The sequence below is a fragment of the Novosphingobium sp. genome (assembly GCF_027531025.1).
GTDB lineage: Bacteria > Pseudomonadota > Alphaproteobacteria > Sphingomonadales > Sphingomonadaceae > Novosphingobium.
Map to the genome: position 1 here is coordinate 336924 of NZ_JAPZQX010000002.1, position 25403 is coordinate 362326.

Below are 25403 nucleotides of genomic sequence, written 5' to 3' on the forward strand. Positions count from 1 at the left end.
TTCTCTGGTTTCAGGATGCAACCTAGTCGTTCAGTCGTCAGGGTAAAGCGCCCGCACGAAATAGAGCCCCTCGCTGGGTGCATTGAGGCCCAGTGCTTGCCGATCGCGCGCGGCGAGGGCCTCGGCCACCTGTTCCTCGCGCCAGCGGCCCATGCCGACCAGCGCCAGGCAGCCGACCATCGAGCGGACCTGGTGATGCAGGAAGCTGCGCGCGGCGGCGCGGATGTGCACTTCCTCGCCCGCGCGCTCAACGCTGAGCAGGTCGAGCGTTTTCTCCGGGCTTTGCGCCTGGCAGTGGACCGAACGGAAGGTGGTGAAGTCATGCCGCCCGACCAGTGCCTGCGCCGCACGGTGCATGGCTTCCGCATCGAGCGGCTGGGCGAGTTGCCAGGCGCGGTTGGCGTCCAGTGTTAACTGCGCGCGGCGGTTGGCGATGCGGTAGAGGTATTCGCGGCCAATGCAGGAAAAGCGGGCGTGCCAGTCATCGGGTTTGGCCTCGCAGGCCAGCACGGCAATCGGATCGGGCCGCAGATGATGGTTGAGCGCTTCCATCAGCCGGAACGGATCGATCCGCTTCTCGACCTCGACATGGGCGCGCATGGCGAGCGCATGGACCCCGGCATCGGTGCGACCGGCGGCGTGGAGCGTGACGGTCTCGCCGGTGGTGGCGTGCACCGCTTCCTCGACGGCCTGCTGCACGCTCGGCCCGTGCGCCTGCCGCTGCAGCCCGAAGAACGGCGTGCCATCGAATTCAAGGGTGAGGGCGAAGCGGGTCATTTCCGGGCGAGCCGACTCTGCATGGCGAGCGAAGCGAACAGGCAAGCGAGCAGGGCGATGCTGAGCCAATCGAACCGGAACAACGGGTGTTCATCCTTGGTCGGCCAGGGACTGATCATGCCCCACAGGCCTGGTGCCAGGCGCCAGGTGGCCAGCGGAACAGCCAAAACGCTACCCGCGACTGACAGAGCGAGGCCAAGCCGGTGACTACGCAGCCCTCCGACCACGCTCGCGATCAGCACGGGGATCGAGAGGAGACAGGCCAGGATCATTGGACCGGTCAGCATGCCGCCCGATTCCTCGCCCGCATCAAGCCGCTCGGCAAGCTGGAACGCCAGCACGGCCGCGGCGATGGACAGGGCGATTGTGGCGTAGTGGCTGAGGCGGGTCACTACAGTTTTGCCCCCGCCGCAATGGCCCAGCCGCGCAGCATGTCCGCCGTCGCCATCGCCGGACGTCCGGCGCGCTGGACCAGCGTGGGGCGGATCGCGCCACTGGCGCAGGCGATGGTCAGCGCATCGTCGAGCACTTCGCCCGGCGCACCGCTGCCTTCAACCACGTCCGCCGCCAGCACCTTGCAGCGTTCGCCCTGGAATTCGAACCAGGCGCCGGGCGCGGGGGCGAAGGCGCGGACCTGGCGTTCGACCTGGGCTGCATCCTGCGCGAAATCGAGCCGGGTTTCGGCCTTGTCGATCTTCTTCGCGTAAGTGACGCCGTCATCCGGTTGCGGCACTTCGGGATAGGCGGCGAGGTCGGCCAGCACCCGCACGATCAGGTCCGCGCCGATCTGTGCGAGTTCTCCGGTCAGTTCGCCGGCGGTCTTGCGATCGATCGGCGTGCGGCCTTCCAGCAGGACCGGACCGGTATCAAGGCCAGCCTCCATCCGCATGATGTCGACCCCGGTCTCCGCATCGCCCGCCAGGATCGCCCGCTGGATCGGCGCCGCCCCACGCCAGCGCGGCAGGATCGAGCCATGGAGGTTGAGGCAGCCGTGTGTCGGCGCGTCCAGCACCGCCTGCGGCAGGATCAGGCCATAGGCGGCGACCACGGCAATGTCGGCCGCGAGGGCGGCAAAGGCGGCTTGCTCTTCCGCGCTCTTCAGGCTGGCCGGGTGGCGCACTGCGATCCCCAGTTCCTCGGCCTTGCGGTGGACCGGGGTGGGGGTCAGTTCCTTGCCGCGCCGGCCGCCGGGGCGGGGCGGCTGGGTATAGGCGGCCACCACCTGGTGCCCGGCCGCGACCAGCGCCTGCAGTGCCGGCACGGCAAAGTCCGGGGTACCCATGAAGATGATGCGCACAGCCAAAAATCCGTTCGTCCTGAGCCTGTCGAAGGACCGTCCTTACTTTCAGCACCGGAAAAGAAAAGGACAGCCCTTCGACAAGCTCAGGGCGAGCGGTTAAGGGGAAGCCATGGCGTCGTCGGAAATCGAAGCACTGACCCAGGCCCTGTCGCGCCTGCCGGGCCTTGGGCCCCGGTCGGCCCGGCGCGCGGTGCTGTGGCTGATCAAGCGGCGCGAAACGTCGCTGGTACAGCTGCTCGCCGCACTGGAAGGCGTGGCCGAGCGGCTGGTCGAATGCCGGACCTGCGGCAATGTCGATACGACCGACCCCTGCGGCATCTGCGCCGATCCGCGCCGCGATAGCCGCGCGCTCTGCGTGGTGGAGGATGTGGCGGACCTGTGGGCGCTTGACCGGGCGCGGCTGTTCACCGGGCGCTATCATGTGCTGGGCGGGCGGCTCTCCGCGCTCGAAGGCGTGCGGCCCGAGGACCTGACCATCGCCGCGCTGATCGAGCGGGTTGCAGCGGGCGGGATCGACGAAGTGGTCCTCGCCATGAACGCCACGCTCGAAGGGCAGACCACCGCGCATTACATTGCCGAGCGGCTTGAAGGCTATCCGGTGCGGATCACCCAGCTGGCCCACGGCCTGCCGGTGGGGGGAGAGCTGGACTATCTGGACGAAGGCACCCTGGCCCAGGCCCTGCGCGCGCGGCGGCCCATGGGTTAGCCGATTAGTCTGCCAGTCGGTCTGACCGATTAGTCTGATCGGCGCAGCCGCCTTGCGATTCGCGGGCTTGCGCCTTATCTGCGCGTCATGCCTATCCTCGAAATCATCGAAGTCCCCGATCCCCGCCTCAAGGTGGTGTCCCAGCCCGTCACCAAGTTCGATGACGAGCTGAAGACCCTCGTCGCGGACATGTTCGAAACCATGTACGACGCCCCCGGCATCGGCCTCGCCGCGATCCAGGTCGGCGTACCGCTGCGCGTGCTGGTGATCGACCTGCAGCCGGAAGACCCGGACGCAGAGCCGGAAGTCTGCACGGCCCATGGTGGGCATTCGCACACGCACCAGCCACTCAAGAAAGAGCCGCGGGTCTTCATCAACCCGGAAATCCTTGATCCCTCGGAAGAGCATTCGCTCTATTCCGAAGGCTGCCTCTCGGTGCCTGAAATCTATGCCGAGGTTGAACGCCCGGCCCGCATCCGCGCCCGTTGGCAGGATCTCGACGGGAACGTGCATGAAGAGGAAATGGACGGCCTGATGGCCACCTGCCTTCAGCATGAGATGGACCACCTCGAAGGCATCCTTTTCATCGACCACCTCAGCCGCCTGAAGCGGCAGATGGCGCTGAAGAAGCTGGAAAAGCTGCGCAAGGTCGCCTGATCCCTCTGGCGTTCTTGCTCCGTTCCGTCTAGCGTGGGGTCATGGACTCCTCGCTGATCGCAATTGTCACTCTCGTTCTGGGCCTTGCTGCGGGTACCGCGCTTGGCTGGTTTTTTGGCTCGCGCCCGGCCGCTGACCTGCGCGCGCGGCTGACGGAAACCGAGACCGCCACCAGGGAGCTCGACGAACGGTTCCGCCAGGCGGTGAAGGAACTGGGCGAGGCCTCGATCGAGAACGCCACGCTGAAGGCCAATGCCGCCAGCTTTGCCGAACAGAAGGCCGGGCTGCTCGCGGCGCAGGAGGCCTTGAAGAAGGAGTTCGAGGCGGCGGGGGCGAAGATCCTGCACCAGGCGCAGGAAGCCTTGCTAAACCGCGCGCAGGAACGGCTGACCCAGTCCGAGGAAAAAAGCGCCGAACGGCTCAAGGCCCTGCTTGCGCCGGTGGACGAGCGGCTGAAAAGCTATGAACTGCAGGTTCAGACGCTGGAAAAGCAGCGGATCGACGCCTTTGGTCAGTTGGCCGGGGTGATCGAGGAAGTCCGCAAGGGCCAGGAAGAGGTCAAGCGCGAGGCGGCGCGGCTGGGCAATTCGCTGACCAATGCCCCCAAGGCGCGCGGGCGCTGGGGCGAGCGGGCCTTGCAGAACGTGCTGGAGCAGTGCGGCTTGTCCGAACACACCGATTTCGTGCTGGAACATTCGCTCGATACCGATGATGGGCGGTTGCGCCCCGATGCGATCGTCCACGTGCCGGGCCAGAAGAAGCTGGTGATCGATGCCAAGGTCTCGCTCAACGCCTATCAGGCCGCCTTCGAGTCGACTGACGAAGCCGAGCGCAAACGCCATCTCGATCTGCACGCGCGGGCCATGCGCGGCCATGTCCAGACGCTGGGGGCCAAATCTTACCAGAGCCAGTTCGACGATGCGCCCGACTATGTGGTGATGTTCGTGCCGGGCGAGCACTTTGTTGCTGCCGCGCTGGAACACGATCCGGAACTGTGGGACTTTGCATTCCAGAACAAGGTCTTGCTGGCCACTCCCACCAACCTGGTGGCGATTGCCCGGACCGTGGCGATGGTCTGGAAGCAGGACCAGCTGGCCCGCGAGGCGGTGGAAATCGGCAAGGCCGGGGCGGAGCTTTATGACCGGATCGCAGTTGCCGCCGAACACCTCAAGCGGGTTGGCGGTGGCCTCGAAAGCGCGGTCAACAACTACAACAAATTTGTGTCCAGCTTCGAGCGCAATGTCGTGTCATCCGGCAAACGCCTGCGCGACAAGGGTATCGAGATCGGCAAGCGCGAGATCGAGGATGTGCCGCTGATCGAGGCCGCCCCGCGTTACAGCGGCACCGAAGCACCGAACAAGACGGAGGCTGGCGAGGACTAGTCCGCCTTGCGGACCAGTTCGGCGACATGCTTGTCGGAACGGATCCCCATACGGCCGTTCTCGACGAAGAATGCTGGCGAGGCACCGAGCAGCTCGGCCACGGCGCTTTCCTGTTCCATCAGTCCATCGCAGTACATCTGGGTCGAAACGATCGGGCCGACCTTGAGTTGACCCGGGACGATCTGAAGATCGCCGCCCAGACCATTGCAGCCGACCGTGGCGGCGATGCGATTTTCGTAGATCCTGAGCTCAGCCCGTTCGGAGACCGGCTTCTGTCCGTCGATCGAAACGAAGGTCCAGGTGGTCAGCGGCATGTCTGGCCTGGCCTCGGGGCCGGTATCGACACTCGCCTGGGGCGTGGCGCAGGCAGCGAGGAAGGGCAGGGCGACGAGCAAGCTTTGGCGGATCATAATTTGCGCTATCGGCAATTCTGCCTGATCGCTGGCTGAACGACTTATGCGCCCAGCACGTCCAGCACTTCATAGGCCAGCACCGCCCCGGCGACCGCGGCGTTCAGGCTGTCGGCGCGGCCCTTCATCGGCATGGTGACGCGCAGGTCGCAGGCTGCTTCATAGTCCTCGGGCAGGCCGCGGCTCTCGTTGCCGACCATGATGAAACATGGCGCGGCATAAGGTGCGCTGCGATAGGGCACGGCATCGCGCAGGGATGCGGCGACGAGCTGGCCCGCTCCGCCTCGCAGCCACGGCAGAAACTCCTCCCACCGGGCCAGGGCAATCTGCTGGGTAAAGATTGCCCCCATGCTGGCCCGCACCGCCTCGGCGGAAAAGGGATCAGCGCAATCGTCGAGCAGGATCAGCCCGCCCGCGCCAACGGCATCGCCCGTGCGCAGCATGGTGCCCAGATTGCCCGGGTCGCGCAGTGCCTGGGCCACCAGCCAGATCTTCGCGCGCGAACGGTCAAGCGCGGCCAGGCTGGTATCGAATTCGGCAAAGACGCCGCAGACTGCCTGCGGATTGTCCTTGCCGGTGATCTTGCCGAGGATTTCCGTGCTGGTCTCGATCACTTCGCCGCCGGCGCGCAGGACATCGGCCTCCAGCGCGGCCAGCAAGGGGTGCGGATCGCGCCCTTCGGCCATGACCAGCACTTCGGGCAGGTGGCCGCATTCGCGTGCGTCGGTCAGCAGCCGCAGTCCTTCGGCCAGGAACTTGCCCGCGGCCTTGCGATGCTTCTTTTCGCGCAGCGCCCGCAGCGCCTTGACTGTGGGGTTGGAAAAGCCGGTGATCTGGCGGCGGGTCAAATGCTCAATCCTCGCCGAAGCCGTCCTTGACCAGGCCGACCAGCTTGAGCAGCGCCTGCTCGCTGCCTTCGCCGCTGACGATGATTTCCACCGAATCGCCCTTGGCCGCGCCCAGCATCATCAGCCCCAGGATCGATGCCCCGGCGGCTTCGTTGCCATCCTTTTCGACCCGCACGCTCAGCCCGCTGCACAGCTGGGTGACGGCGTTGACGAACTTGGCGCTGGCCCGGGCATGAAGCCCCCGGTTGTTGACGATCTCGACCGTTTCACGGACTTCAGTCATGGCTCTCTTATCCCCCCCAGGATATGCTCTTCGCTCAGGCGTCCTGCCCCAGAAATTCCGATGCGATGGTGATGTAATTGCGCCCGGCATCGCGCGCCGCTTCGGTCGCGCGGGTCAGGTCCATGCAGGTGCGGGCCTTGGCGAGGCGGATCAGCATCGGCAGGTTGATCCCGGCGATCACCTCGACCTTGCCCTGCTTCATCAGCGAGATCGCGAGGTTCGACGGTGTGCCGCCGAACAGGTCGGTCAGGATGATTACACCCGCGCCGCTGTTCACGCGATCTACCGCTTCGGCGATTTCCTGGCGGCGGGCTTCCATGTCGTCGTTCGGGCCGATGCACACGGTTGCGACTGCGTCCTGCCGCCCAACGACATGCTGCATCGCGTTGACGAACTCATCGGCCAGCTTGCCGTGGGTTACAAGGATCAGGCCGATCATGCGGGGGAGATGCTCCGAAATCCTGGGCCAGCGATTCCCGCCGGGGAGAGGGGCAGGGCCATGCCGCTGAATCTGCACACGGTCAATGCCTACCTTCGACCAGATCGGCCGCCCGCGACCCCAGGTTGCGGTGGATCACCGTGGGCGAAAATCCGGCTTCGCGGAGCTCCGCCGCCAGCTGTTCGGCGGAAAAGACCGAGCGGTGCCGCCCGCCGGTGCAGCCGAAGGCAATGTTGACATAGGCCTTGCCCTGCGCGGCATAGCGCGGGACCAGCAGCAGCACGAGATCGCGGATCCGGGCAAAGGCCTCGGCCCAGGCCGGGTCCTTGCGGATATGGTCACCCACGGCCGCGTCCTGCCCGGTCAGCGGGCGCAGGGCTTCGTCCCAGTGCGGGTTATCGAGGAAGCGCATGTCGAACACCAGATCGGCTACTGGCGGCATCCCGCGCGAAAAGCCGAAGCTGGTGACGGTGATGGTGGTGCCCTGCGGCGCGCTGGGCAGGAATCGCTCGCGCAGGGCCTGCTGCAGGTCGTTCGTGCTGAACTGCGTGGTGCTCATGACCAGGTCGGCCCAGCGCCGCAGCGGCTCCAGCAGCTCGCGCTCGGCGGCGATCCCGGCGGGGACGGGCAGGTCCTGCGCCAGCGGATGGCGGCGGCGGGTTTCATTGTAGCGCCGCTCCAGCTCGGCCCCGGCGCAATCGAGGAACAGGGTGGTCAGCTCCAGATCGGGCCGCTCGACCAGCTTCTTGACCCGGTCGATTACCTTGGCCGGATCGAAGCCGCGGGTGCGGGCATCGAAGCCGATCGCCAGTGGCGGGCGCAATTCGGCCGGCAGGGCATCGGGGCTGTCGATCATCCGGTCGAGCAGGCGGATTGGGAAGTTGTCGATTGTTTCCCAGCCCAGGTCTTCCAGCACCTTGAGCGCCGTGGTCTTGCCCGCACCCAGCAGGCCGGTGACCAGCAGGACGCGTTGACGGGCGGGAGAGGCGGCAGGATCGGTCATGGCGTCGCCCCAATGTGGGGTGCGGGCGCAGCAAAGGAAAGCCCCCACTGGCGCAAGGCCGCTTCGGCCCGCAGCGCCACCACCGGACTGCCTGGCCAGAGCCGCAGCATGGGGACCGAAGCCCCGTCCAGTTCGAACACTTCCGCCGCTTCGGGCAGGCGCTCCGCCGCCTGGTCAAGCGTCAGCGCCAGGGCCACCGGCACACCGCTGGCGGTCGGCAGGGTGATAAGGCCGACATTGCGCACCTCGATCAACCCGGCGATGTTGGGCGGCGGGCTGGCGATGAGGCGGCCGCCGTGCGCCTCGAGCGTCACCCCGTCATCGCCGACCAGCACGGCCCCGCGATCGATCAGGGCCAGCGCGAGGCTGGACTTGCCGCTGCCCGGTTGGCCCAGGATCAGCACGGCGCGGCCGTCGATTGCCACGCAGCCGGCCAGGATGGTGCGGCTCATTCGCCGTCCTCCGGCGCTTCATCGACCAGCGGCAAGTGCAGCACCAGCCGCGCGCCGCGCTGGCCGTCGGCCCGGTCGGAGGCGAACAGGCTGCCGTCGTGGGCTTCGGCAATGGTCCGGGCGATGGCGAGGCCAAGGCCCGAATGGCTGCCGAAATCCTCGCCCTGCGGGCGCAGCGAGTGGAACCGTTCGAACACCTTCTCGCGCGCTTCGAGCGGGATGCCGGGTCCTTCGTCGGTCACCGCCAGCTCCAGCCGGTCGTGCTGGCGCTCCAGCGTCACCACCACGTCGCCGCCGGGCGGCGAGAACGAGATCGCGTTGTCGAGCAGGTTTTCGAGCACCCGTTCCAGCTGGGCCGCATCGCCCGGCGCGTCCCACGGGCCGTTGCCCACCGCGATTACCGCCAGGGTGCAGCGTCCGTCACCGCCGCGTTCCTCGCGTTCTGCAACCAGCGAGCGGGCGAGGTTGAGGAGGTTGACCGCAACAAAGCGGCTGCGGGTCAACTGGGCGTCGATCCGGCTGATCTCGGCGATTTCGGTCACCAGCCGGTCAATCCGCCGCACGTCGTGGGCGGCAATCTCGGTCAGCTGGCGGCGTAGGGCTTCGTCCTCCACCTTGCCCAGCGATTCGAGCGCGGAGCGGAGCGAGGCCAGGGGGTTCTTGATCTCGTGCGCGACGTCGGCCGCAAACCGTTCGCCCGCGTCGATCCGGTGGCGCAGCGCCGAGGACATGTCGGAGATGGCGCGGGCCAGCAGGCCGATCTCGTCGCGCCGCTCGGGCAGGCGCGGCACGACCACCTCGCGCTCACGCCCTAGCCGGACGCGAATCGCGGCCCGCACCAGCATCCGCAGCGGCTGAACGATCGTCCGCGCCAGGAACAGCGAGAGCTGGATCGAGATCAATAGCGTGACCGCCAGCACGATCGCCAGGGTACCGCGTGCATCGCGCACCGCCTGGGTGATGTCGGGCGCGTTGCGCGTGGCGAGAAGCGTGCTGCCGTCGCGGCCGACCGGGGCAGCGGCGTTGATCATCGGGGTTTCATCCGGCGCAGCGCGCAAGCGGATCACGCTGGCACCCAGCCGGCGGGCCTCGGCCAGTTCGGGCCAGGCCTCGGCCCGGTCCAGTGCCGGGTCGGCATAGGCCGGGATCGGGTCAGAGCCGAGTATCCAGTTCATCGCCGCATCGATCCATCGCGCCGCCTTGAGCAGTACCCCCTGCGCTTCCGGATCGGCGAGGGTAAAGGTCGGGCCAGCGGCAAAACTGTCCGCGAGGAGGCGGCCATCGGCGGCATAAAAGCGCAGCCGCAGCTCCTGATGACGGCCGATATCGGTTAGCAGGACACCGCGCCGGGCTGGGGCCGCCGCCGCCAGTCCATCGGCAGCAATCGCAACTTCGGCCTGGGCCAGCCGGAACCGCTCGGCCAGGAGCTGCTTGCGATAGGAATCGAGGTAGAAGAGGCTGCCCGCCATCAGGCCCAGCGCGATGATGTTGACCGCCAGGATGCGCGCGGTCAGCGAGGTGCGCCGGGTCCAGTCGCGGCGGTTCCAGGCGCGGACCGGGCGGGTGGTGGCGGGTTCAGCCATCGGTGAAGGAATAGCCCGCGCCATAAAGTGTTTCGACCGCGGCGAATTCGGGATCGACGGCGCGGAACTTGCGGCGCAGGCGCTTGATATGGCTGTCAATCGTGCGGTCGTCGACGAAGACGTCCTCGCTATAGGCTGCATCCATCAGCTGGTTGCGGCTCTTTATCACGCCGGGGCGTTGCGCCAGCGCTTCCAGGATCAGGAATTCGGTGACGGTCAGCGAAACCGGCTGGCCATCCCAGCTTACGCGGTGGCGGGCCGGGTCCATTTCCAGCCGTCCGCGCCGGATCGTCTCACCCTGGGGCGGCGGTTCGGTAGCTTCGGCCTCACCTCGGACCAGTTCGGTGCGGCGCAGGATCGCGCGGATGCGGGCCACCAGCAGCCGCTGGCTGAACGGCTTGGTGATGTAGTCGTCCGCCCCCAGCGAGAGCCCCTGCGCCTCGTCCTGCTCCTCGTCCTTGCTGGTCAGGAAGATCACTGGCAGCGCGGATTTCTCGCGCAGGCGGCGCAGCAGCTCGAACCCGTCGAGCCTTGGCATCTTCACGTCGCAGACGGCCAGGTCCGGCGGATTGTCGAGCAGGGCCTTCAACGCTGCCTCGCCATCGGAATAGACCCGGGTGACAAATCCTTCGGCCTGGAGCCCGATCGACACGCTGGTCAGGATGTTGCGATCATCGTCGACCAGCGCAATCGTCTGTGGGGTGGGCGCTTGGAAAAGGGGGGGCGAAGTGGGTTCCATTGGCGGCTCTGCGAGCCAAGGGTTACAGTCTTCGCGGCAGTGAGGCAAATGTCTGGCCATAGCGCCTTGAAAGCTTGTCCACCGGTGGCACAAGAACTGCTTGTGAACGGGCGGTCGCCAATGGTTTGACGCCCGCCAACCGCGCCGCTATGCGCGCTCTCGAATCCCTGCATTCGTATGCAGAAACCCGGCGTTTCGCATCCGCGCGGCGCCCAGACCACGGAGACGACCTTGAGCGCTGTCCTGTCCTACCCGCTTGCCAACCAGGGGATTGCCACCGGAGCGACGATCCATGCTAACCTCGGCACTGCGCCGCTGGTTGAACATGCGGTTCACAACGGCGAAGGGCTGCTGGCCAAGGACGGTCCTTTCGTGGTCGCCACCGGCAAGCACACCGGCCGCAGCGCCAAGGACAAGTTCATCGTCAAGGACGAGACCACCGCCGATACGGTGTGGTGGGGCAAGACCAACGTGCCGATGGACCCGGCGCACTTCGCCGCGCTCAAGGCCGATTTCATGGCTGAACTGGCCAAGAAGGACACGCTCTACGTGGCCGACCTGTTCGGCGGTTCGCAGCCGGAACACCGCGTCAACGTGCGCGTGATCAATGAACTGGCCTGGCACAACCTGTTCATCCGCACCCTGCTGGTCCGCCCGACCGCCGGTGAGCTCGATGGCTTCGTGCCGGAATACACCATTATCGACCTGCCCAGCTTCCGCGCCGATCCGGCGCGCCATGGCACCCGCAGTGAAACCGTCATCGCGGTCAACTTCACCGAGAAGCTGATCCTGATCGGCGGCACGGCCTATGCCGGGGAAATGAAGAAGTCGGTCTTCGGCATCCTCAACTTCCTCCTGCCGACCAGGGGCGTGATGCCGATGCACTGCTCGGCCAACATCGGCCCCGATGGCAAGACCGCCGTTTTCTTCGGCCTGTCGGGTACCGGCAAGACCACGCTGTCGGCCGATGCCAGCCGCACGCTGATCGGCGATGACGAGCATGGCTGGTCTGATACCGCCGTCTTCAACTTCGAAGGCGGCTGCTATGCCAAGATGATCCGCCTTTCGGCCGAGGCCGAGCCGGAAATCTATGCCACCACCAAGCGGTTCGGCACAGTGCTGGAAAACGTGGTGATCGATCCCGTGACCCGCGAGATCGACCTCGATGACAACTCGCTGGCCGAGAACAGCCGCGGGTCCTATCCGATCGATTTCATTCCCAACACATCCGCCGATAACCTGGGTCCGGTTCCCTCGAACCTGATCTTCCTGACGGCCGATGCCTATGGTGTGCTGCCGCCGATCGCCCGGCTGACCCCGGAACAGGCGATGTACCACTTCCTGTCGGGTTACACGGCGCGCGTGGCTGGCACCGAAATCGGCGTCACCGAGCCGGAAGCGACCTTCTCCACCTGCTTCGGCGCACCGTTCATGCCGCGCCACCCCTCGGTTTATGGCAACCTGCTCAAGGAGCGGATCGCCAAGGGCGGGGTCAAGTGCTGGCTGGTCAACACCGGCTGGTCGGGCGGGATGGCGACGATGCCGGGGATCAAGCGGATGCCGATCAAGGCCACCCGCGCCCTGCTCAACGCCGCGCTCGACGGCACGCTGAACCACGGCGAGTTCCGCAAGGATCCGTATTTCGGTTTCGAAGTGCCGGTGGCCGTGGCCGGGGTGGACAGCAAGCTGCTCGACCCGCGCGAAGCCTGGGCCGATCCGGCCGATTACGAAAAGACTGCCGCCGACCTGGTCCGCAAGTTTATCGACAACTTCGAGCAGTTCGCCGACCACGTCGACCAGGGTGTGCGCGATTCCGCCCCCAAGGCGGCCTGACCTGATCCGGCAAGCTCCGGGTCAGCGATTGACCCGGAGCTTCCGATCATGACCGACCATTCAATTCGATGCTTTCCTGACGATGCATCCGTGCGCCGGATCGGCCACGCCCTGCTCGACTGCACCCTGCCACGCGCCGAATGGACGCATGAGGCGCATCTGGCAGCCTGCCTGTGGTTGCTGGCGGAACGACCGGATGTTCTGCCCGAGCGCGATCTGCCCGCGATCATCCGGGCCTACAACGTTTCGGCCGGCGGCGTGAATGACGATCACCAGGGCTATCACGAAACGCTAACCCAGCTTTACATTCGCGGGGTGCGCGCCTTTCTTGTGACGATGCCGTCCGCGCCGCTGGTCGAGCAAGTCAATGCTCTCCTCGTCAGCACCATTGGCCGCCGCGACTGGCCGCTACAGTTCTACTCGCGCGAGCGGCTGTTTTCGGTGGCAGCCCGGCGCGACTGGATCGAGCCGGACCTTGCTGCCTTTCAGCCCTTCGTCGCGGCGATGTAGCGATCGACCTGCCCGGCCAGCACGTCGAGCGGTACGTTGCCCCCGCCAACCACGGCATCGTTGAAATCGCGCAGGTCGTAATTCTTGCCCAGTTCCGCCTTGGCGCGGTCGCGCTGGCTCAGGATCTCGCTGTGGCCCAGCTTGTAGCCGCAGGCCTGCCCCGGCCATGAGCAATAGCGATCGACCTCGCTGGTCACTTCGGCGCGGCCCGAGCCGTTGGTCGTGGCGAACCAGTCAATCGCCTGTTCGCGTGTCCAGCGCTTGGCGTGCAGCCCGGTATCGACCACCAGGCGGCAGGCGCGGAAGGCGATCGACTGAAGATAGCCCAGCTGACCGACCGGATCGCCATCATAGGCGCCCAGTTCGTCGCCCAGCGTCTCGGCATAAAGCGCCCAGCCTTCGGAATAGGCGTTGAATGCCAGCAGCGTGCGGATCAGGGGCAGGCGGTTGGCATATTCACCCTGCCAGACGTGGCCGAAGATCCCTTCGTGGAAGCCCAGGGTCGGCACCGAGTAACGGCTGTGCAGCTCGGTATTGCTTAGGTTGAGCCAGATCTTGCCCGGGATCGAACCGTCGATGGAGCCTGGTCCGCCATAGGCACCGGGGGCACCGGCTTCCTCGGCTGGGGGCAGGCGGCGAATCTCCAGGTTGCCCCGCACCGGATTGCGGAAGGCGCGCGGGGCCTGGGCGCGCATGAAATCGACCTTGGATTGCATCAGCGCAATGATTTCGGCGCGACCGGCGTCAGTATTGGGGAAGGCAAAGCGCGGATCCTTGCCCAGCGCGGTCATCCGTTCGCCCACCGTGCCACTGGTATAGCCCAGTCCGCGCAGGATCGGGTCCATCCGGCCATGAAGCAGGGCCAGCTGCTCCTGGCCGATGCGGTGCACTTCGTCGGGTGAGTGGCGGGTGGTGGTGCTGGCGCGCAGGCCCCAGGCGTACCATTCGTCCCCCCGCGGTCGCGCCCATAGCCCGGCATCGTTCGTTGCAAGCGCGCGCTGCTGCTTCAGCTCGTCAAGCTGGCGAGATAGGGCTGCAGTGACCGGGCCGGCCACGATGGCCCGGGCGCGGGCTTCCCAATCGCCGGGAATGGTCGCGGTGCGGCGAACCAGCGACTGGACCAGATCGCCGCCGGTGCGGGTGGCGGCCAGCTGGGATTCCATCTGGCGGATCGCCTTGTCGAGCAGGAAGGCGGGCGGCACCAGCCCCTGGGCGCGGGCGGCCCGGATCCGGTCCAGCTCGCCATCCAGCAGGGCGGGAAACTGGTTCAGGCGGCTGAGATAGGCCTCGGCATCTGCAGCGTTGCGGACCGGGTGATCGCTGTCGAGAAAGCGCGGCACGTCAAGGTAACCGCCGACATTCTGGATCACCACATAGGGCGTGTTGCGCCAGCCACCCACGGCGACATCACCATAAGGCAGGGCAAAGCCATCAAGCGCCACGCCAAAGGCGCTGCGAACCACGGCGAGGCTGGCTCGCAGCGTGGGGTCAAGCGCGGTTGTGTCGATCGATTCCGCCTGCTTGAGCGCGCGGCGCAGCAGGTTTGCCGTTGCCGCTTGTCCGGCAGCTGAGCGATCACCCAACTGGCCGCGCAGGTGGGCGTGGTCCCCGGTATCGATCCCCAGCGACGAGGCCGATTCCGGGTTCTGGGCAATCAGTGACCAGGCCAGCGAATCAAGGAAGCTGGCGGCATCGACGGGTGTGCCGCCCTGGGCGAGGCCGCGTCCGGCGCAACCGGGCAGGACGAGCGAGGCAGTGCCGGCACCCAGCAGGGCGAGGGCATGGCGGCGCGAAAGCGAAGCGGTATCCATGTCTTACATCGTGCGGATTGCCCTCTCTTGTGTCAAATCCGGACAGGACAGTTTACCTAGTTGCAGATACGGCTGGAAAACAGAGCAACAATCGGGTTAACCTTGATGTTCACGGGGTCGCAGCCGGGTCAAAACGAAAATCGTCGCAAATGGAGTCCCCGATGAGTGAGCAGATGCTGCTCGACACGCTGCGGCGAAGCGGTGGTCTTGAGGCTGTATCCAGAGATCTCGGCATCACGCCCGCTGCGGCAATCGCTGGAGCCGAGGCGATGCTGCCCGCGATCCTTGGCGGCTTTCGCAAGCAGGCCGAGGCAGCCGGTGGCGGGGAAACCGGGCTGGCCGGGATGATCGAGATGCTCGGTCGCCACGGCGGCGGGGCGCTGGCCGCCAATGTCATGGGGCCCGAGCCGACCAATATCACGCGGGGTAATGGCGTTCTGGGCGAGATTTTCGGCTCAGCCGATGTCAGCCGCACCCTGGCCGCCGACGTTGCCGCCCGCACGGGAATCGATCAGGCTACGCTCAAGCAGATGCTGCCCCGGCTGGCGATGCTGGTGGGCGGTTACCTCTCGGCCCGCGCCATGGGCAGCGGCCAGTTGGGCGGCGTGAGCGAGATACTGTCGGGTAGCGGCGGCGGGCTCGGGCGCTTGCTTGATCTCGACGGGGATGGCAATCCGCTGGACGACATCATCGACATGGCGGGCAAACTGTTCAAATGATCGAGACTGTACTGGCCTTGCTGGTGCTGGCTGTCCTGGTGCTGGTCGCCGGGGCCGTGCTGCAATGGCGGCGCGGCGACCGGCGCAAGGCCATGCTGCTGGTGATCCTGGCGCTGGTGGCAGCGCTCAATGTCGGGATCTGGACCATCCCCGATGCCTCGGGCGAGGCGCCGGTTACCAAGGCAACCGACCAGCCGAACTGATCAGCGGCCTGGCCAGTTACCGGATCGGGCAATCCGGCGCAAGGCGCATGTCGAGGTAATTGTCGACCGCGCGCATCATGTCATCCAGCTCGTTCTCGAAGAAGTGGTTGGCGCGCGGCACTTCGTCATGGTGGATCGTGATGTGCTTCTGCGTGCGCAGCTTGTCGACCAGCTTCTGCACCGCGCCGGGCGTCACCACCGTATCGGCCGCGCCCTGGATGATGATGCCCGAGGCCGGGCAGGGGGCGAGGAAGCTGAAATCGTACATGTTCGCCGGCGGGGCGACCGAGATGAAGCCGCGGATTTCCGGGCGGCGCATCAGCAGTTGCATGCCGATCAGCGCGCCAAAGCTGTAGCCTGCGATCCAGGTTGTGCTGGCTTCGGGGTGGATCGACTGCACCCAGTCGAGTGCGGCGGCGGCATCGGAAAGTTCGCCGATCCCGTTGTCAAAGCTGCCCTGGCTGCGCCCGACGCCGCGGAAATTGAACCGCAGGGTGGCAAAGCCGCGCGCCTGGAAGGTCTTGTACATCGCCATGGTGATGCGGTCGTTCATCGTCCCGCCCGCCTGAGGGTGCGGGTGCAGGATCATGGCGACCGGCGCGCGCGGACGCGAGGCGGGCTGGAAACGCCCTTCGAGACGACCTTCGGGACCGGGGAAGATGACTGAGGGCATCGGCTTGGTACCTGCTTTCAAATGAAGCCCGATCCGCGGCGGCCGGAAATTGGCCTGCCGGGCCGGATAGGGCTATGAACCGGAGAGAGGCGCTATATAGAAACGACTGTCCGAAAAGCAACGATTGCGATGATGCCCTCCCAGCCGATCTATCTTGACCACCAGGCGACGACGCCGCTGGCGCCCGAGGCGCTGCAGGCGATGCTGCCGTGGCTCTCCGGCCCGGAGTCTATGGGTTTCGCCAATCCGCACTCGATGCATCGCGCTGGCCGGGCGGCGGCGGCTGCCGTGGAAGTGGCGCGCGAACAGGTTGCCGAACTGCTCCCGAAGGGTGGCCGGGTGATCTTCACCAGCGGGGCGACCGAGGCGCTGAACCAGGCGATCCGCACCCGTGACCATGGCAAGATCGCCTATTCCGCGATCGAACATTCGGCCGTGGTCAACGCCGCCGTGGCGAGCGGGGCGGAACTGCACGAATTGCCGGTCAGCCCGAGCGGGCTGATCGATCCAGAGGTTCCCCTGCCGGAAGGCGTGGGTCTGGTTGCGGTGATGCAGGTCAATAACGAGATCGGCACGATCCAGCCGGTCGAACGCCTGGCTGAACGGGCGCACGAAGCGGGGGCGCTGTTCCTGTGCGATGCGGTGCAGGGGGCAGGCAAGGTGGCCCCGCCCGAGAACGCCGACCTGATCGCGATCACCGCGCACAAGCTCTATGGCCCCAAGGGCATCGGCGCGCTGTGGGTGCGTGACGGGGTCAAGATCGGGCCGTTGATCGCGGGAGGCGGACAGGAAAGCGGCTTGCGCTCCGGCACCCTTTCTCCCGCGCTCTGTGCCGGGTTCGGCGCGGCGGCAGCCCTGGCGAAGGCACGCATGGATGCCGATTTCCAGCACCTGTCGGGCCTGGCCAGTGCCGCGCGGGCAATCCTGTCGCGGTGGACGGTCAATGGCAGCGAGACGGCACGCTGGCCCGGCAACCTCAACCTGCGGCTTGAGGGGCTGAACTTTCCGCGCCTGCTCAGCGATTGCCGCGACATCGCTTTCTCCGCCGGGTCAGCCTGTGGCAGTGGCACCGGCGCGCCCAGCCGCGTGCTCAGCGCGATCGGGCTGGAGGCAAAGGAGGCGCGCAATTCGATCCGCCTCGGCTTTGGCCGCTATACCACGCTTGAGGAGGTGGAGACCGCCTGCCGGGCGATCGAGGCGGCCGCCCAGGCCCAGGGAGTATAACGATGCCAACGGTTACCTTCATCACCGCCCGGGGCGACCGCGTGACGGCACAGGCTGGCGAGGGCGATTGCCTGCTGGAAGTGGCCCAGAATGCCGACATGCCGCTCGAAGGCACCTGTGAAGGGCAGATGGCCTGTTCCACCTGCCACGTGATCGTATCGCAGGACTGGTTCGCTCGCCTGCCGCGCGCCAGTGAGGACGAGGAAGACATGCTCGACCTCGCCGCCGGGGTCAGTCGCACCAGCCGCCTGGCCTGCCAGATAACCCTGACCGAAGCGCTTGATGGCCTCGAAGTGCGGATTCCGGGGGAAAGCCACGACATGCAGCGCCGCTGACCCTTGGCGAGCGGAATCCGGGCCTGCTAGGGCGCAGGACCCATGGCCACCGATACGACTGAACCCGATCCCTTTGACGCCATCGTTGACGCGCCGTTCGATGCCGCGCTCAGCGAACGCTACCTGGTCTATGCCCTCTCCACGATCACCGCGCGCTCGTTGCCCGATCTGCGCGACGGGCTGAAGCCGGTCCACCGCCGCCTGCTCTGGGCGATGCGGCAATTGAAGCTGAACCCCAACGATGCCTTCAAAAAATCGGCGCGCGTGGTGGGCGATGTGATCGGCAAATATCACCCGCACGGCGACCAGTCGGTTTACGATGCGATGGTCCGCCTCGCCCAGGATTTCTCGCTCCGCTATCCGCTCGTCGATGGGCAGGGCAATTTCGGCAATATCGACGGCGATAATGCCGCCGCCTATCGTTACACCGAAGCCCGCCTGACCAAGACTGCGATCCAGCTCATGGCGGGCCTTGACGAAGGCACGGTCAACTTCATCCCGACCTACAACGGGGAAGAGGAAGAGCCGGAGATCTTCCCCGGCCTGTTCCCGAACCTCTTGGCCAACGGTTCCAGCGGGATCGCGGTGGGGATGGCCACCAACATCCCCAGCCACAACGTGGCCGAGATCATCGACGCCACCCTGCTGCTGATCGACAATCCCCACGCCGAGCATTCCCAGCTGATGGAGCTGTTCCAGGGGCCGGACTTCCCGACCGGCGGGATCGTGGCCGAAAGCCGCGAGGTGATTTCCCGCGCCTATGAAACCGGGCGCGGCGCGCTGCGCGTGCGCGGCCGCTTCTCGACCGGGCGCAATCCCGATGGCACCTGGGAAGAAACGGGGATCGAAAAGCTGGGCGGTGGGGCCTGGCAGCTGGTCATCTCGGAAATCCCCTATCAGCTGCCCAAGGGCAAGCTGATCGAGCAGGTCGCCCAGCTGATCGCCGACAAGAAGCTGCCGATCCTGGAAGACGTTCGCGATGAATCGGACGAGCAGATCCGGCTGGTCTTCGTGCCCAAGAGCCGCAATGTCGATCCCGAACTGCTTAAGGAATCGCTGTTCAAGCTGACCGACCTGGAAACGCGGTTCGGGCTCAACCTCAATGTCCTCGACGCCAGCCGCACGCCGGGCGTGCTCAGCCTCAAGCTGGTGCTGCAGGAATGGATCAAGAGCCAGATCGACATCCTGGTCCGCCGCAGCCAGCACCGCCTGGCCAAGATTGCCGACCGGCTGGAGCTGCTCGACGGCTATATCATCGCCTATCTCAACCTTGACCGGATCATCGAGATCATCCGTACCGAGGACGAGCCGAAGCCCGTCATGATGGCCGAATTCGGCCTGACCGAGCGCCAGGCCGAGGCGATCCTCAACATGCGGTTGCGCAGCTTGCGCAAGCTCGAGGAAATGGAGCTGCGGCGCGAGCGCGACGATCTGCTGGCCGAGAAGGACGAGCTCGAAAAGCTGCTCGAAAGCCCGGCCCGCCAGCGCACCCGGCTGAAGCGTGACATGGCCAACCTGCGCAAGGACTATGCCGAGGATACCGCGCTCGGCCGCCGCCGGACCACCATTGCCCAAGCCGCCCCGACGGTAGAGTTCTCTATGGACGCGATGATCGAGAAGGCGCCCGTCACGGTGATCCTCTCGGCCAAGGGATGGATCCGCGGCGCCTCGGGCCACGAGCCGCTCGACAAGGAATTCAAGTTCAAGGAGGGCGATGGCCCGGCTTTCGCGCTCCACGCCCAGACCACCGACAAGCTGCTGGTCGCCTGCGACAACGGGCGGTTCTACACTCTGGGGTGCGACAAGCTGCCCTCCGCGCGCGGGTTTGGTGAGCCGATCCGGACGATGGTGGATATCGATGCCGGGGCGGAAATCGTCGGCCTGCTGGTCTATCGGCCCAAGGCGCAATTGCTGCTGGCCAGCAATGCCGGCCGCGGCTTTGCCGCCGAGGCGGACGAGCTGCTCGCCGAAACCCGCAAGGGCCGCGGGGTGATGACGACCAAGCCCGGCGTGAAGCTGGCCGTGGTCCGCGAGATCCCGCCAGAGCACGATCACGTCGCAGTCGTGGGCGACAACCGCAAGCTGGTGATCTTCAGCCTGGAAGAGCTGCCGGTGCTGGCCAAGGGGCAGGGCGTGACCCTGCAACGCTACCGCGATGGCGGGCTGGCCGATGCCATCACGCTGAAGCTGGACGAAGGCCTCAGCTGGAAGATGGGCGGCGAGAGTGGCCGCACCCGCACCGAAAGCGACATGCGGCTGTGGAAGGTGGCGCGCGGGGCCGCCGGGCGCCTGCCCCCCAACGGCTTCCCGCGCGACAACAAGTTCTAGGCCTAGAACGAACGGGTCAGGCTGACCGCCGGGCCAAGGTCCCAGGTGGTGTAATCGCGGTTGGCGCGATTGGACCAGTTGCGTTCGAAGGTCGTGCCGAGCGTCAGGGTCAGCTCCGGGTCAAGTTCGACATCATAGCCGATGCCGAGTTGCAGGTTCTTGTCGATCCGGCCGGCATTGGTGCCGCCCGAGAAGTCGGCGAAGCGGAACTGGGCGGAAATGCTGAGGCCCGAACCGTTCAGGTAAGTGGCCGAGGCGGTATAGCGCCACTGTTCGGCTGCGGCCAGGCTGGCTTCGCGGCGCGCGGCGGCGAGGTTGAGCCTTAGCTTGTCCCGGTCGCTGCCACCCAGGTTGAAGGTGGTCCGCACCCAGGCGCTGAACTGGTGCAGGGTGATCGAATGCTGGTCATAGATGCCATCGTAGATCGAAAGCACCCGGTACTCGGCATAGGGCAGGAACTGGCCGGAAACCTTGTTGTCCTTCTTGGCCACGGCAAAGCGGCCATAGACCGTGGCGTTGTCATAGCTCGAATTGCTGCTGAACACCTGGGTATCGGTGCCGGCCTCGGCCGTTATCGACATGCCGTCCACTTCCCACCGGCCAGTCAGCTTGAAGGTCGGGTCGACATAGCTTGAGCTCTTCGCGCCGGTGCTTTCGTTACCGATGTTCGAATTGAAGGCCAGCGGGGTGGAGAACTCGATGGTCCAGGTCGGCTTCTTCCTCTCGAGAAAGCTGGCCGGATCGCGGCCAACCCGCCGGTCCGACAAGGCGCGGTCAATCGTCCGGTCAAGCCGGTCGGCGGCGCGATCGGCGTCCTGATCCGGCGCGGTCTGGGCTGCGGCGGCAACCGGAGCCAGCGAAAGAGCCAGTGCGGCCGCGATGATCGAATTGCGCATCGTTTTTCCCCTGTGATCTGGCAGGTCGTGCTGCCTGCATACAAGCCTCTGGCAGAGATTGAGAATTTGCACCGTGACGACGATCACGCCGGGGGCGATTTGCCTTTGCGACCGGTGCGCGGTAAACCGGCCGCACTTCCAGGAGACCTGCAGTGAACAAGCGGCACCGCTGAGGCGGAACCATTTCAAGCCATGTCGCGGGGCCCGTCGGCTTTGCGCTGCCGTTCACATGTTCAAGGATATCTCCATGCCCAGACTTGCGGGTAAGACCTGCGTCGTCACCGGCGCGGCGCGCGGCATTGGCCGCGCCATCGCGGCCGCCTTCCAGCGCGAAGGGGCCACTGTCATCCTCACCGATCTCGATGCTGCGGCCGGCACGGCTGCAGCCGCTGCGATCGGTTGTACCTTCCACCCGCTCGACGTGCGCGAGGAGGCGGACTGGGCGGCGCTTGCCGCCGCTGTCCCGACCTGCGACGTGCTGGTCAACAACGCCGGGATCACCGGGTTCGAGGCTTCGCCCGGTCCGCACGATCCCGAACATGCCAGCCTGGCCGATTGGCGCGCGGTTCATGCCACCAACCTTGATGGCACGTTCCTGGGCTGCCGGTATGCCATCGCCGCGATGAAGGGGCGGGGCACGGGCTCGATCATCAACATCTCCTCGCGTTCTGGCCTGGTCGGCATTCCGGGTGCCGCGGCCTATGCCAGCAGCAAGGCGGCGGTGCGCAACCATACCAAGTCGGTCGCGCTCTATTGCGCGCAGCAGGGCTGGCGGATCCGCTGCAATTCGATCCATCCCGCCGCGATCCTGACCGAGATGTGGGACGCCATGCTGGGCGACGGTCCCGACCGGGAGGAACGACTGGCCGCCTTCGTCGCCGACACTCCGCTGCGCCGCTTCGGCACGGTGGAGGAAGTGGCGGCCGTGGCGGTGATGCTGGCTTCCGACGATGCCGGTTACATCACCGGGGCCGAGTTCAACATCGACGGCGGCTTGCTGGCCGGGTCCGCCGCCTCACCCGGCTAGCTGGCTGAAGTCGGTCAGTGCCGCATCGCGCAGGCCGCGCCAGACCCGGGCGGCCTGCACGGTTTCCGGCACGTCGTGGACCCGCAGCACCTGCACCCCGGCCTCCAGCGCCTTGGCGGCGATCATCAGCGAACCGCCGAGCCGCTGGTGCGCCGGGGCCTCGGCCGAGAGCGCCCCGATCATCCGCTTGCGACTGGCCCCCAGCAGCAGCGGCTGGCCCAGTGCATGGAACAGCGGCAGGGCATTCAATAGCGCCAGGTTGTCCGCCACCGACTTGCCAAAGCCGATGCCCGGATCGAGCAGGATCTTCTCGCGCGCGATGCCCGCCGCGACCGCCGCATCGCGCCGCGCCGCCAGCCAGTCGAACACGTCGAGCACCACGTCGGCATAGCCATCGCCGCCGTGCAGATCCTCACCATCGCCGGGCGCGTGCATCAGCACCACCGGCGCGCCGGAACGCGCGGCCAGGTCCAGACTGCGCGGATCGTGGCGCAGCGCGGAAACGTCGTTGATCACTTGGGCCCCGGCAGCCAATGCGGCTTCCATCACCCCGGCGCGGCGGCTGTCGATCGAGATCGCCGCACCCATCGCCGCCAGCCGTTCGACCATCGGTACCACGCGCTTCAGCTCATCGCCTTCCCACACGGCGGCCGCGCCGGGGCGGGTGCTTTCCCCGCCAATGTCGATGATTGCCGCGCCCGCTTCCAGCATCGCGGCGGCGTGGGCCCCGGCGATCTCGGGATCGTCCATGAACTGGCCGCCATCCGAAAAGCTGTCCGGCGTCATGTTGAGGATGCCCATGACCTGCGGCTGGTCGAGCCGCAGGGTGCGCGCGCCGCATTGCAGCGGGGCGTGGACGCGCTGCAGGTTGGCGAACTGCTCCTGCACCGCTTGCGGCAGATCGCCCAGCGTGGCCCGCAGCTCGGCCGCCGAATAGCGTTCGCGCCCGGTCACCCGGCCACCAGCGCGTTCGATCACGGCAAAGCGGCTGGCATAGGTCAGCCCGCCCGCCAGCCGCACCGCTTCGCCATCCTCGCTCTGCGGCGAATCGGCGAGGGCAATCGGGCGGAGGTAGAAAGTGCTGGTCATCGTTACCCTCTTTCCGGCCCCGCTTTCGGCTCCGCCCCCGCAGGCGTGGACCACATGGACCACTGTTCAGGGGCAAAAAAACTGTGGCGGCGCAATGGCCCGAAAAAGTGGCGGCAGACAGGGCGGATTGCAGTCATGGCCGCCAGTATTAGCCCGCACAGCCGCAGTAGGACAGCACGCGCCGGATCAGTCTTCCGTGGCCAGCAGATAGAGCTGCCGGATCGCGTCGAGCGGCTTCAGTTCGCCTTCGTGCTCGATGTGCCAGAAGGTCCAGCCGTTGCAGCTGGGCGCGCCTTGCAGCTTGGCGCCCAGCCCGTGGATCGAGCCCGTGTCGCTGCCCACAGCCAGCGAGCCATCGGCCCGCACAGTCGCCCGCAGGCGCCGCTTCTTGTCGAACACCTGCGCCCCGGCGGCGATCCAGCCGGTTTCAACCAGGGTGCCGAAGGCCACCTTGGGCGCGGCCTTGGGGCTCTGCATCGTGGTCAGCGCAGATTCGTCGAGCGGCAGGGCCAGTTCGATCCGCTCCAGCGCGGCTTCGCGATAGACGCTCTCGCGCTCGCAGCCGATCCACTCTCGGCCCAGGCGCTTGGCCACCGCGCCGGTGGTGCCGGTGCCAAAGAAGGGATCGAGGACCACGTCGCCCTTGTTGGTGGTGGCCAGCATGACGCGATAGAGCAGGGCTTCGGGCTTCTGCGTCGGGTGGACCTTGGTTCCGCCCTTCTTCAGCCGCTCCTGACCGCCGCAGATCGGCAGCACCCAGTCAGAGCGCATCTGCAGCTCGTCATTGAGGGTCTTCATCGCGCGGTAATTGAAGGTGTACTTGGCCGTCTCCCCCATCGAGCACCAGATCAGCGTCTCGTGCGCATTGGTGAAGCGGGTGCCCTTGAAGTTCGGCATGGGGTTGGCCTTGCGCCAGACGATGTCGTTGAGGATCCAGAACCCCATGTCCTGCAGCATCGCGCCCAGGCGGAAAATGTTGTGGTAGGACCCGATCACCCACAGCGAGCCGTTGGGCTTCAGCACCCGGCGCGCCTCGGTCAGCCATTCGCGGCTGAACTTGTCATAGGCGGCAAAGCTGTCGAACTGGTCCCAGTGATCGGTCACGGCATCGACATGGCTGCCATCCGGGCGCGATAGGTCGCCGCCCAGCTGCAGGTTATAGGGCGGATCGGCAAAGATCATGTCCACGCAGGCATCGGGCAGGCTGCGCATCGCCTCGATGCAGTCGCCATCGAGGATCCGGCCCAGAGGCAGATCGGGCCGCGCCACCTCGCGCACGGCCTTCAGCCGCGCCTTTTCACCCACCAGCATCTGACCCATGACATTCCCTGAAACTTGCGAAAGTTATCCACAGGGTGAGTCATCCGGAGTCCCGCGTCAAGGGGCGACTCCGCAGGAATCCTTGTGATTCGGGGCGATTCAGGCCGAGTTAGAAGCGGAACAGAGCGAGTCCGACACAGCATCTAGAGTCCCGGGATTCGCTGCGGACTCAATATGTGGTGGGTGTGGCGCGGGGGACTCGGATCGAAAAAATGTGCTGCGGCTGCGTCAGATCAGCACCAGCTGGGCCACCGGGGCAAAGCTGCGGCGGTGGAGCGGGGTCGGGCCGTGTGTCTGCAGCGCCGCCAGATGCTCGGCGGTGCCATAGCCCATGTTGCGCTCCCAGCCGTACTGCGGGTGAGCCAGGGCATATTCGCGCATCAGCCGGTCGCGGTGTTCCTTCGCGAGGATCGAGGCGGCGGAGATGCAGGGTTCGAGGCCATCGCCGCCGACGATCGCGCGGGCCGACCAATGCCAGTCTGGGTGGCGACCAGCGGGGGTCATGTTGCCGTCGATCAGCACTTCGTCCGGCTCGATCCCAAATTCGGCCCCAAGCGCGCCGACCGCGCGGGTCATGGCCAGCATGGTGGCGGCGAAGATGTTGATCCGGTCGATTTCGTCGGCTTCGACCACGCCCAGCGCCCAGTGGCAGCTGGCCTTGATCAGCGGTTCCAGCGCGGCACGGCGTTTGGCCGACAGCTTCTTGGAATCGTCCAGCCCCGCCGGGGCATCCGGCCTGAGCACGCAGGCGGCAGCCACCACCGGCCCGGCGAGCGGCCCGCGCCCCGCTTCGTCGACGCCGATCAACACCCGGTCTTTTAGGCCCTTGGCAAAGAACGCCGGTGAATCCATTTAG

At 66.4% G+C, this 25403-nt stretch carries 28 protein-coding genes; 11 read left to right on the forward strand and 17 right to left on the reverse strand.

Features of this window, described 5'->3' with window-relative positions:
- Positions 1–30 precede the first annotated feature (30 nt).
- From truA to fmt, 3 genes are read right to left on the reverse strand one after another with little or no spacing between them, the layout of a single operon-like run.
- Positions 31–777, reverse strand: coding sequence for a tRNA pseudouridine(38-40) synthase TruA (gene truA / locus O9281_RS02160; protein ID WP_298182258.1), 747 nt, complete (start codon positions 775–777; stop codon positions 31–33).
- Positions 774–1169 carry a hypothetical protein gene (locus tag O9281_RS02165; protein ID WP_298182259.1) on the reverse strand — a complete coding sequence of 132 codons (396 nt, stop codon included), beginning with the start codon at positions 1167–1169 and terminating at the stop codon, positions 774–776. The genes truA and O9281_RS02165 overlap by 4 nt, the downstream gene beginning before the upstream one ends.
- Entirely contained in the window at positions 1169–2074 is a 906-nt protein-coding gene (gene fmt, locus O9281_RS02170) for a methionyl-tRNA formyltransferase (protein WP_298182261.1), read from the reverse strand. The genes O9281_RS02165 and fmt overlap by 1 nt, the downstream gene beginning before the upstream one ends.
- Positions 2075–2186: 112 nt before the next feature.
- Between fmt and recR the strand changes: the two genes are divergently transcribed.
- The 3 genes from recR to O9281_RS02185 all read left to right on the forward strand — a co-directional run bounded on the left by recR (position 2187) and on the right by O9281_RS02185 (position 4822).
- Positions 2187–2783 (forward strand): recombination mediator RecR, encoded by a 597-nt coding sequence (gene recR, locus O9281_RS02175; RefSeq protein WP_298182263.1) that lies wholly within the window; start codon positions 2187–2189, stop codon positions 2781–2783.
- Between the two features lie 87 nt (positions 2784–2870).
- Complete coding sequence (def, locus tag O9281_RS02180) at positions 2871–3440, forward strand: peptide deformylase (protein WP_298182264.1); 570 nt, start codon at positions 2871–2873, stop codon at positions 3438–3440.
- A gap of 41 nt (positions 3441–3481) precedes the next feature.
- Complete coding sequence (locus tag O9281_RS02185) at positions 3482–4822, forward strand: DNA recombination protein RmuC (protein WP_298182266.1); 1341 nt, start codon at positions 3482–3484, stop codon at positions 4820–4822.
- Here the strand turns inward: O9281_RS02185 and O9281_RS02190 are convergent.
- From O9281_RS02190 to O9281_RS02225, 8 genes are all read right to left on the reverse strand, one after another.
- Entirely contained in the window at positions 4819–5232 is a 414-nt protein-coding gene (locus tag O9281_RS02190) for an META domain-containing protein (protein WP_298182269.1), read from the reverse strand. The two genes, O9281_RS02185 and O9281_RS02190, sit on opposite strands and share 4 nt — an antisense overlap.
- A 44-nt stretch (positions 5233–5276) precedes the next feature.
- A complete protein-coding gene (locus tag O9281_RS02195; RefSeq protein ID WP_298182271.1) occupies positions 5277–6080 on the reverse strand; it encodes an RNA methyltransferase in 804 nt (267 codons plus the stop codon).
- 4 nt (positions 6081–6084) lie between these two features.
- Positions 6085–6363 (reverse strand): HPr family phosphocarrier protein, encoded by a 279-nt coding sequence (locus O9281_RS02200; RefSeq protein ID WP_298182273.1) that lies wholly within the window; start codon positions 6361–6363, stop codon positions 6085–6087.
- 34 nt (positions 6364–6397) lie between these two features.
- Positions 6398–6802 (reverse strand): PTS sugar transporter subunit IIA, encoded by a 405-nt coding sequence (locus O9281_RS02205; RefSeq protein WP_298182274.1) that lies wholly within the window; start codon positions 6800–6802, stop codon positions 6398–6400.
- 82 nt (positions 6803–6884) lie between these two features.
- Positions 6885–7805, reverse strand: coding sequence for an RNase adapter RapZ (gene rapZ, locus O9281_RS02210; protein WP_298182276.1), 921 nt, complete (start codon positions 7803–7805; stop codon positions 6885–6887).
- Positions 7802–8257 carry an HPr kinase/phosphorylase gene (locus O9281_RS02215; RefSeq protein ID WP_298182278.1) on the reverse strand — a complete coding sequence of 152 codons (456 nt, stop codon included), beginning with the start codon at positions 8255–8257 and terminating at the stop codon, positions 7802–7804. Before O9281_RS02215 ends, rapZ begins: the two co-directional genes overlap by 4 nt.
- A complete protein-coding gene (locus tag O9281_RS02220; RefSeq protein WP_298182280.1) occupies positions 8254–9840 on the reverse strand; it encodes an ATP-binding protein in 1587 nt (528 codons plus the stop codon). The genes O9281_RS02215 and O9281_RS02220 overlap by 4 nt, the downstream gene beginning before the upstream one ends.
- Entirely contained in the window at positions 9833–10579 is a 747-nt protein-coding gene (locus O9281_RS02225) for a response regulator transcription factor (RefSeq protein WP_298182282.1), read from the reverse strand. The genes O9281_RS02220 and O9281_RS02225 overlap by 8 nt, the downstream gene beginning before the upstream one ends.
- A 231-nt stretch (positions 10580–10810) precedes the next feature.
- Between O9281_RS02225 and O9281_RS02230 the strand changes: the two genes are divergently transcribed.
- Both O9281_RS02230 and O9281_RS02235 read left to right on the forward strand, forming a co-directional pair.
- A complete protein-coding gene (locus O9281_RS02230) occupies positions 10811–12412 on the forward strand; it encodes a phosphoenolpyruvate carboxykinase (RefSeq protein ID WP_298182284.1) in 1602 nt (533 codons plus the stop codon).
- A gap of 48 nt (positions 12413–12460) precedes the next feature.
- Positions 12461–12922 carry a hypothetical protein gene (locus tag O9281_RS02235; protein ID WP_298182286.1) on the forward strand — a complete coding sequence of 154 codons (462 nt, stop codon included), beginning with the start codon at positions 12461–12463 and terminating at the stop codon, positions 12920–12922.
- Here the strand turns inward: O9281_RS02235 and O9281_RS02240 are convergent.
- On the reverse strand, positions 12898–14733 hold the full coding sequence (locus tag O9281_RS02240; RefSeq protein WP_298182288.1) for a DUF885 family protein: 1836 nt from the start codon (positions 14731–14733) through the stop codon (positions 12898–12900). The genes O9281_RS02235 and O9281_RS02240 overlap by 25 nt on opposite strands.
- 161 nt (positions 14734–14894) lie before the next feature.
- Between O9281_RS02240 and O9281_RS02245 the strand changes: the two genes are divergently transcribed.
- Together O9281_RS02245 and O9281_RS02250 are read left to right on the forward strand one after the other, a co-directional pair.
- Complete coding sequence (locus tag O9281_RS02245) at positions 14895–15452, forward strand: DUF937 domain-containing protein (RefSeq protein ID WP_298182290.1); 558 nt, start codon at positions 14895–14897, stop codon at positions 15450–15452.
- Positions 15449–15655: a hypothetical protein gene (locus O9281_RS02250; protein ID WP_298182291.1), complete on the forward strand. Its 207-nt coding sequence runs from the start codon at positions 15449–15451 to the stop codon at positions 15653–15655. Before O9281_RS02245 ends, O9281_RS02250 begins: the two co-directional genes overlap by 4 nt.
- A 16-nt stretch (positions 15656–15671) precedes the next feature.
- Here the strand turns inward: O9281_RS02250 and O9281_RS02255 are convergent, their stop codons facing one another.
- A complete protein-coding gene (locus tag O9281_RS02255) occupies positions 15672–16328 on the reverse strand; it encodes an alpha/beta hydrolase (RefSeq protein WP_298182293.1) in 657 nt (218 codons plus the stop codon).
- A 129-nt stretch (positions 16329–16457) separates the two neighbouring features.
- Between O9281_RS02255 and O9281_RS02260 the strand changes: the two genes are divergently transcribed.
- From O9281_RS02260 to parC, 3 genes are read left to right on the forward strand one after another with little or no spacing between them, the layout of a single operon-like run.
- Positions 16458–17552 (forward strand): aminotransferase class V-fold PLP-dependent enzyme, encoded by a 1095-nt coding sequence (locus tag O9281_RS02260; protein WP_298182295.1) that lies wholly within the window; start codon positions 16458–16460, stop codon positions 17550–17552.
- Positions 17553–17554: 2 nt separating this feature from the next.
- Complete coding sequence (locus O9281_RS02265) at positions 17555–17887, forward strand: 2Fe-2S iron-sulfur cluster-binding protein (RefSeq protein ID WP_298182297.1); 333 nt, start codon at positions 17555–17557, stop codon at positions 17885–17887.
- Positions 17888–17929: 42 nt separating this feature from the next.
- The gene (parC, locus tag O9281_RS02270; RefSeq protein ID WP_298182299.1) at positions 17930–20215 is read left to right on the forward strand and encodes a DNA topoisomerase IV subunit A; all 2286 of its coding nucleotides are present in this window, start codon (positions 17930–17932) and stop codon (positions 20213–20215) included.
- Positions 20216–20217: 2 nt separating this feature from the next.
- On the opposite strand, the gene O9281_RS02275 is transcribed toward parC, so the two are convergent.
- Positions 20218–21111: a hypothetical protein gene (locus tag O9281_RS02275; RefSeq protein ID WP_298182301.1), complete on the reverse strand. Its 894-nt coding sequence runs from the start codon at positions 21109–21111 to the stop codon at positions 20218–20220.
- Positions 21112–21358: 247 nt separating this feature from the next.
- Between O9281_RS02275 and O9281_RS02280 the strand changes: the two genes are divergently transcribed.
- The gene (locus tag O9281_RS02280; RefSeq protein WP_298182303.1) at positions 21359–22138 is read left to right on the forward strand and encodes an SDR family oxidoreductase; all 780 of its coding nucleotides are present in this window, start codon (positions 21359–21361) and stop codon (positions 22136–22138) included.
- On the opposite strand, the gene folP is transcribed toward O9281_RS02280, so the two are convergent.
- The 3 genes from folP to O9281_RS02295 all read right to left on the reverse strand — a co-directional run bounded on the left by folP (position 22127) and on the right by O9281_RS02295 (position 25399).
- Positions 22127–23227 carry a dihydropteroate synthase gene (folP, locus tag O9281_RS02285; RefSeq protein ID WP_298182305.1) on the reverse strand — a complete coding sequence of 367 codons (1101 nt, stop codon included), beginning with the start codon at positions 23225–23227 and terminating at the stop codon, positions 22127–22129. The two genes, O9281_RS02280 and folP, sit on opposite strands and share 12 nt — an antisense overlap.
- A 186-nt stretch (positions 23228–23413) precedes the next feature.
- Complete coding sequence (locus tag O9281_RS02290; RefSeq protein WP_298182307.1) at positions 23414–24547, reverse strand: site-specific DNA-methyltransferase; 1134 nt, start codon at positions 24545–24547, stop codon at positions 23414–23416.
- Between the two features lie 228 nt (positions 24548–24775).
- Positions 24776–25399: a ribonuclease HII gene (locus O9281_RS02295; RefSeq protein ID WP_298182309.1), complete on the reverse strand. Its 624-nt coding sequence runs from the start codon at positions 25397–25399 to the stop codon at positions 24776–24778.
- Between the last annotated feature and the right edge of the window lie 4 nt (positions 25400–25403).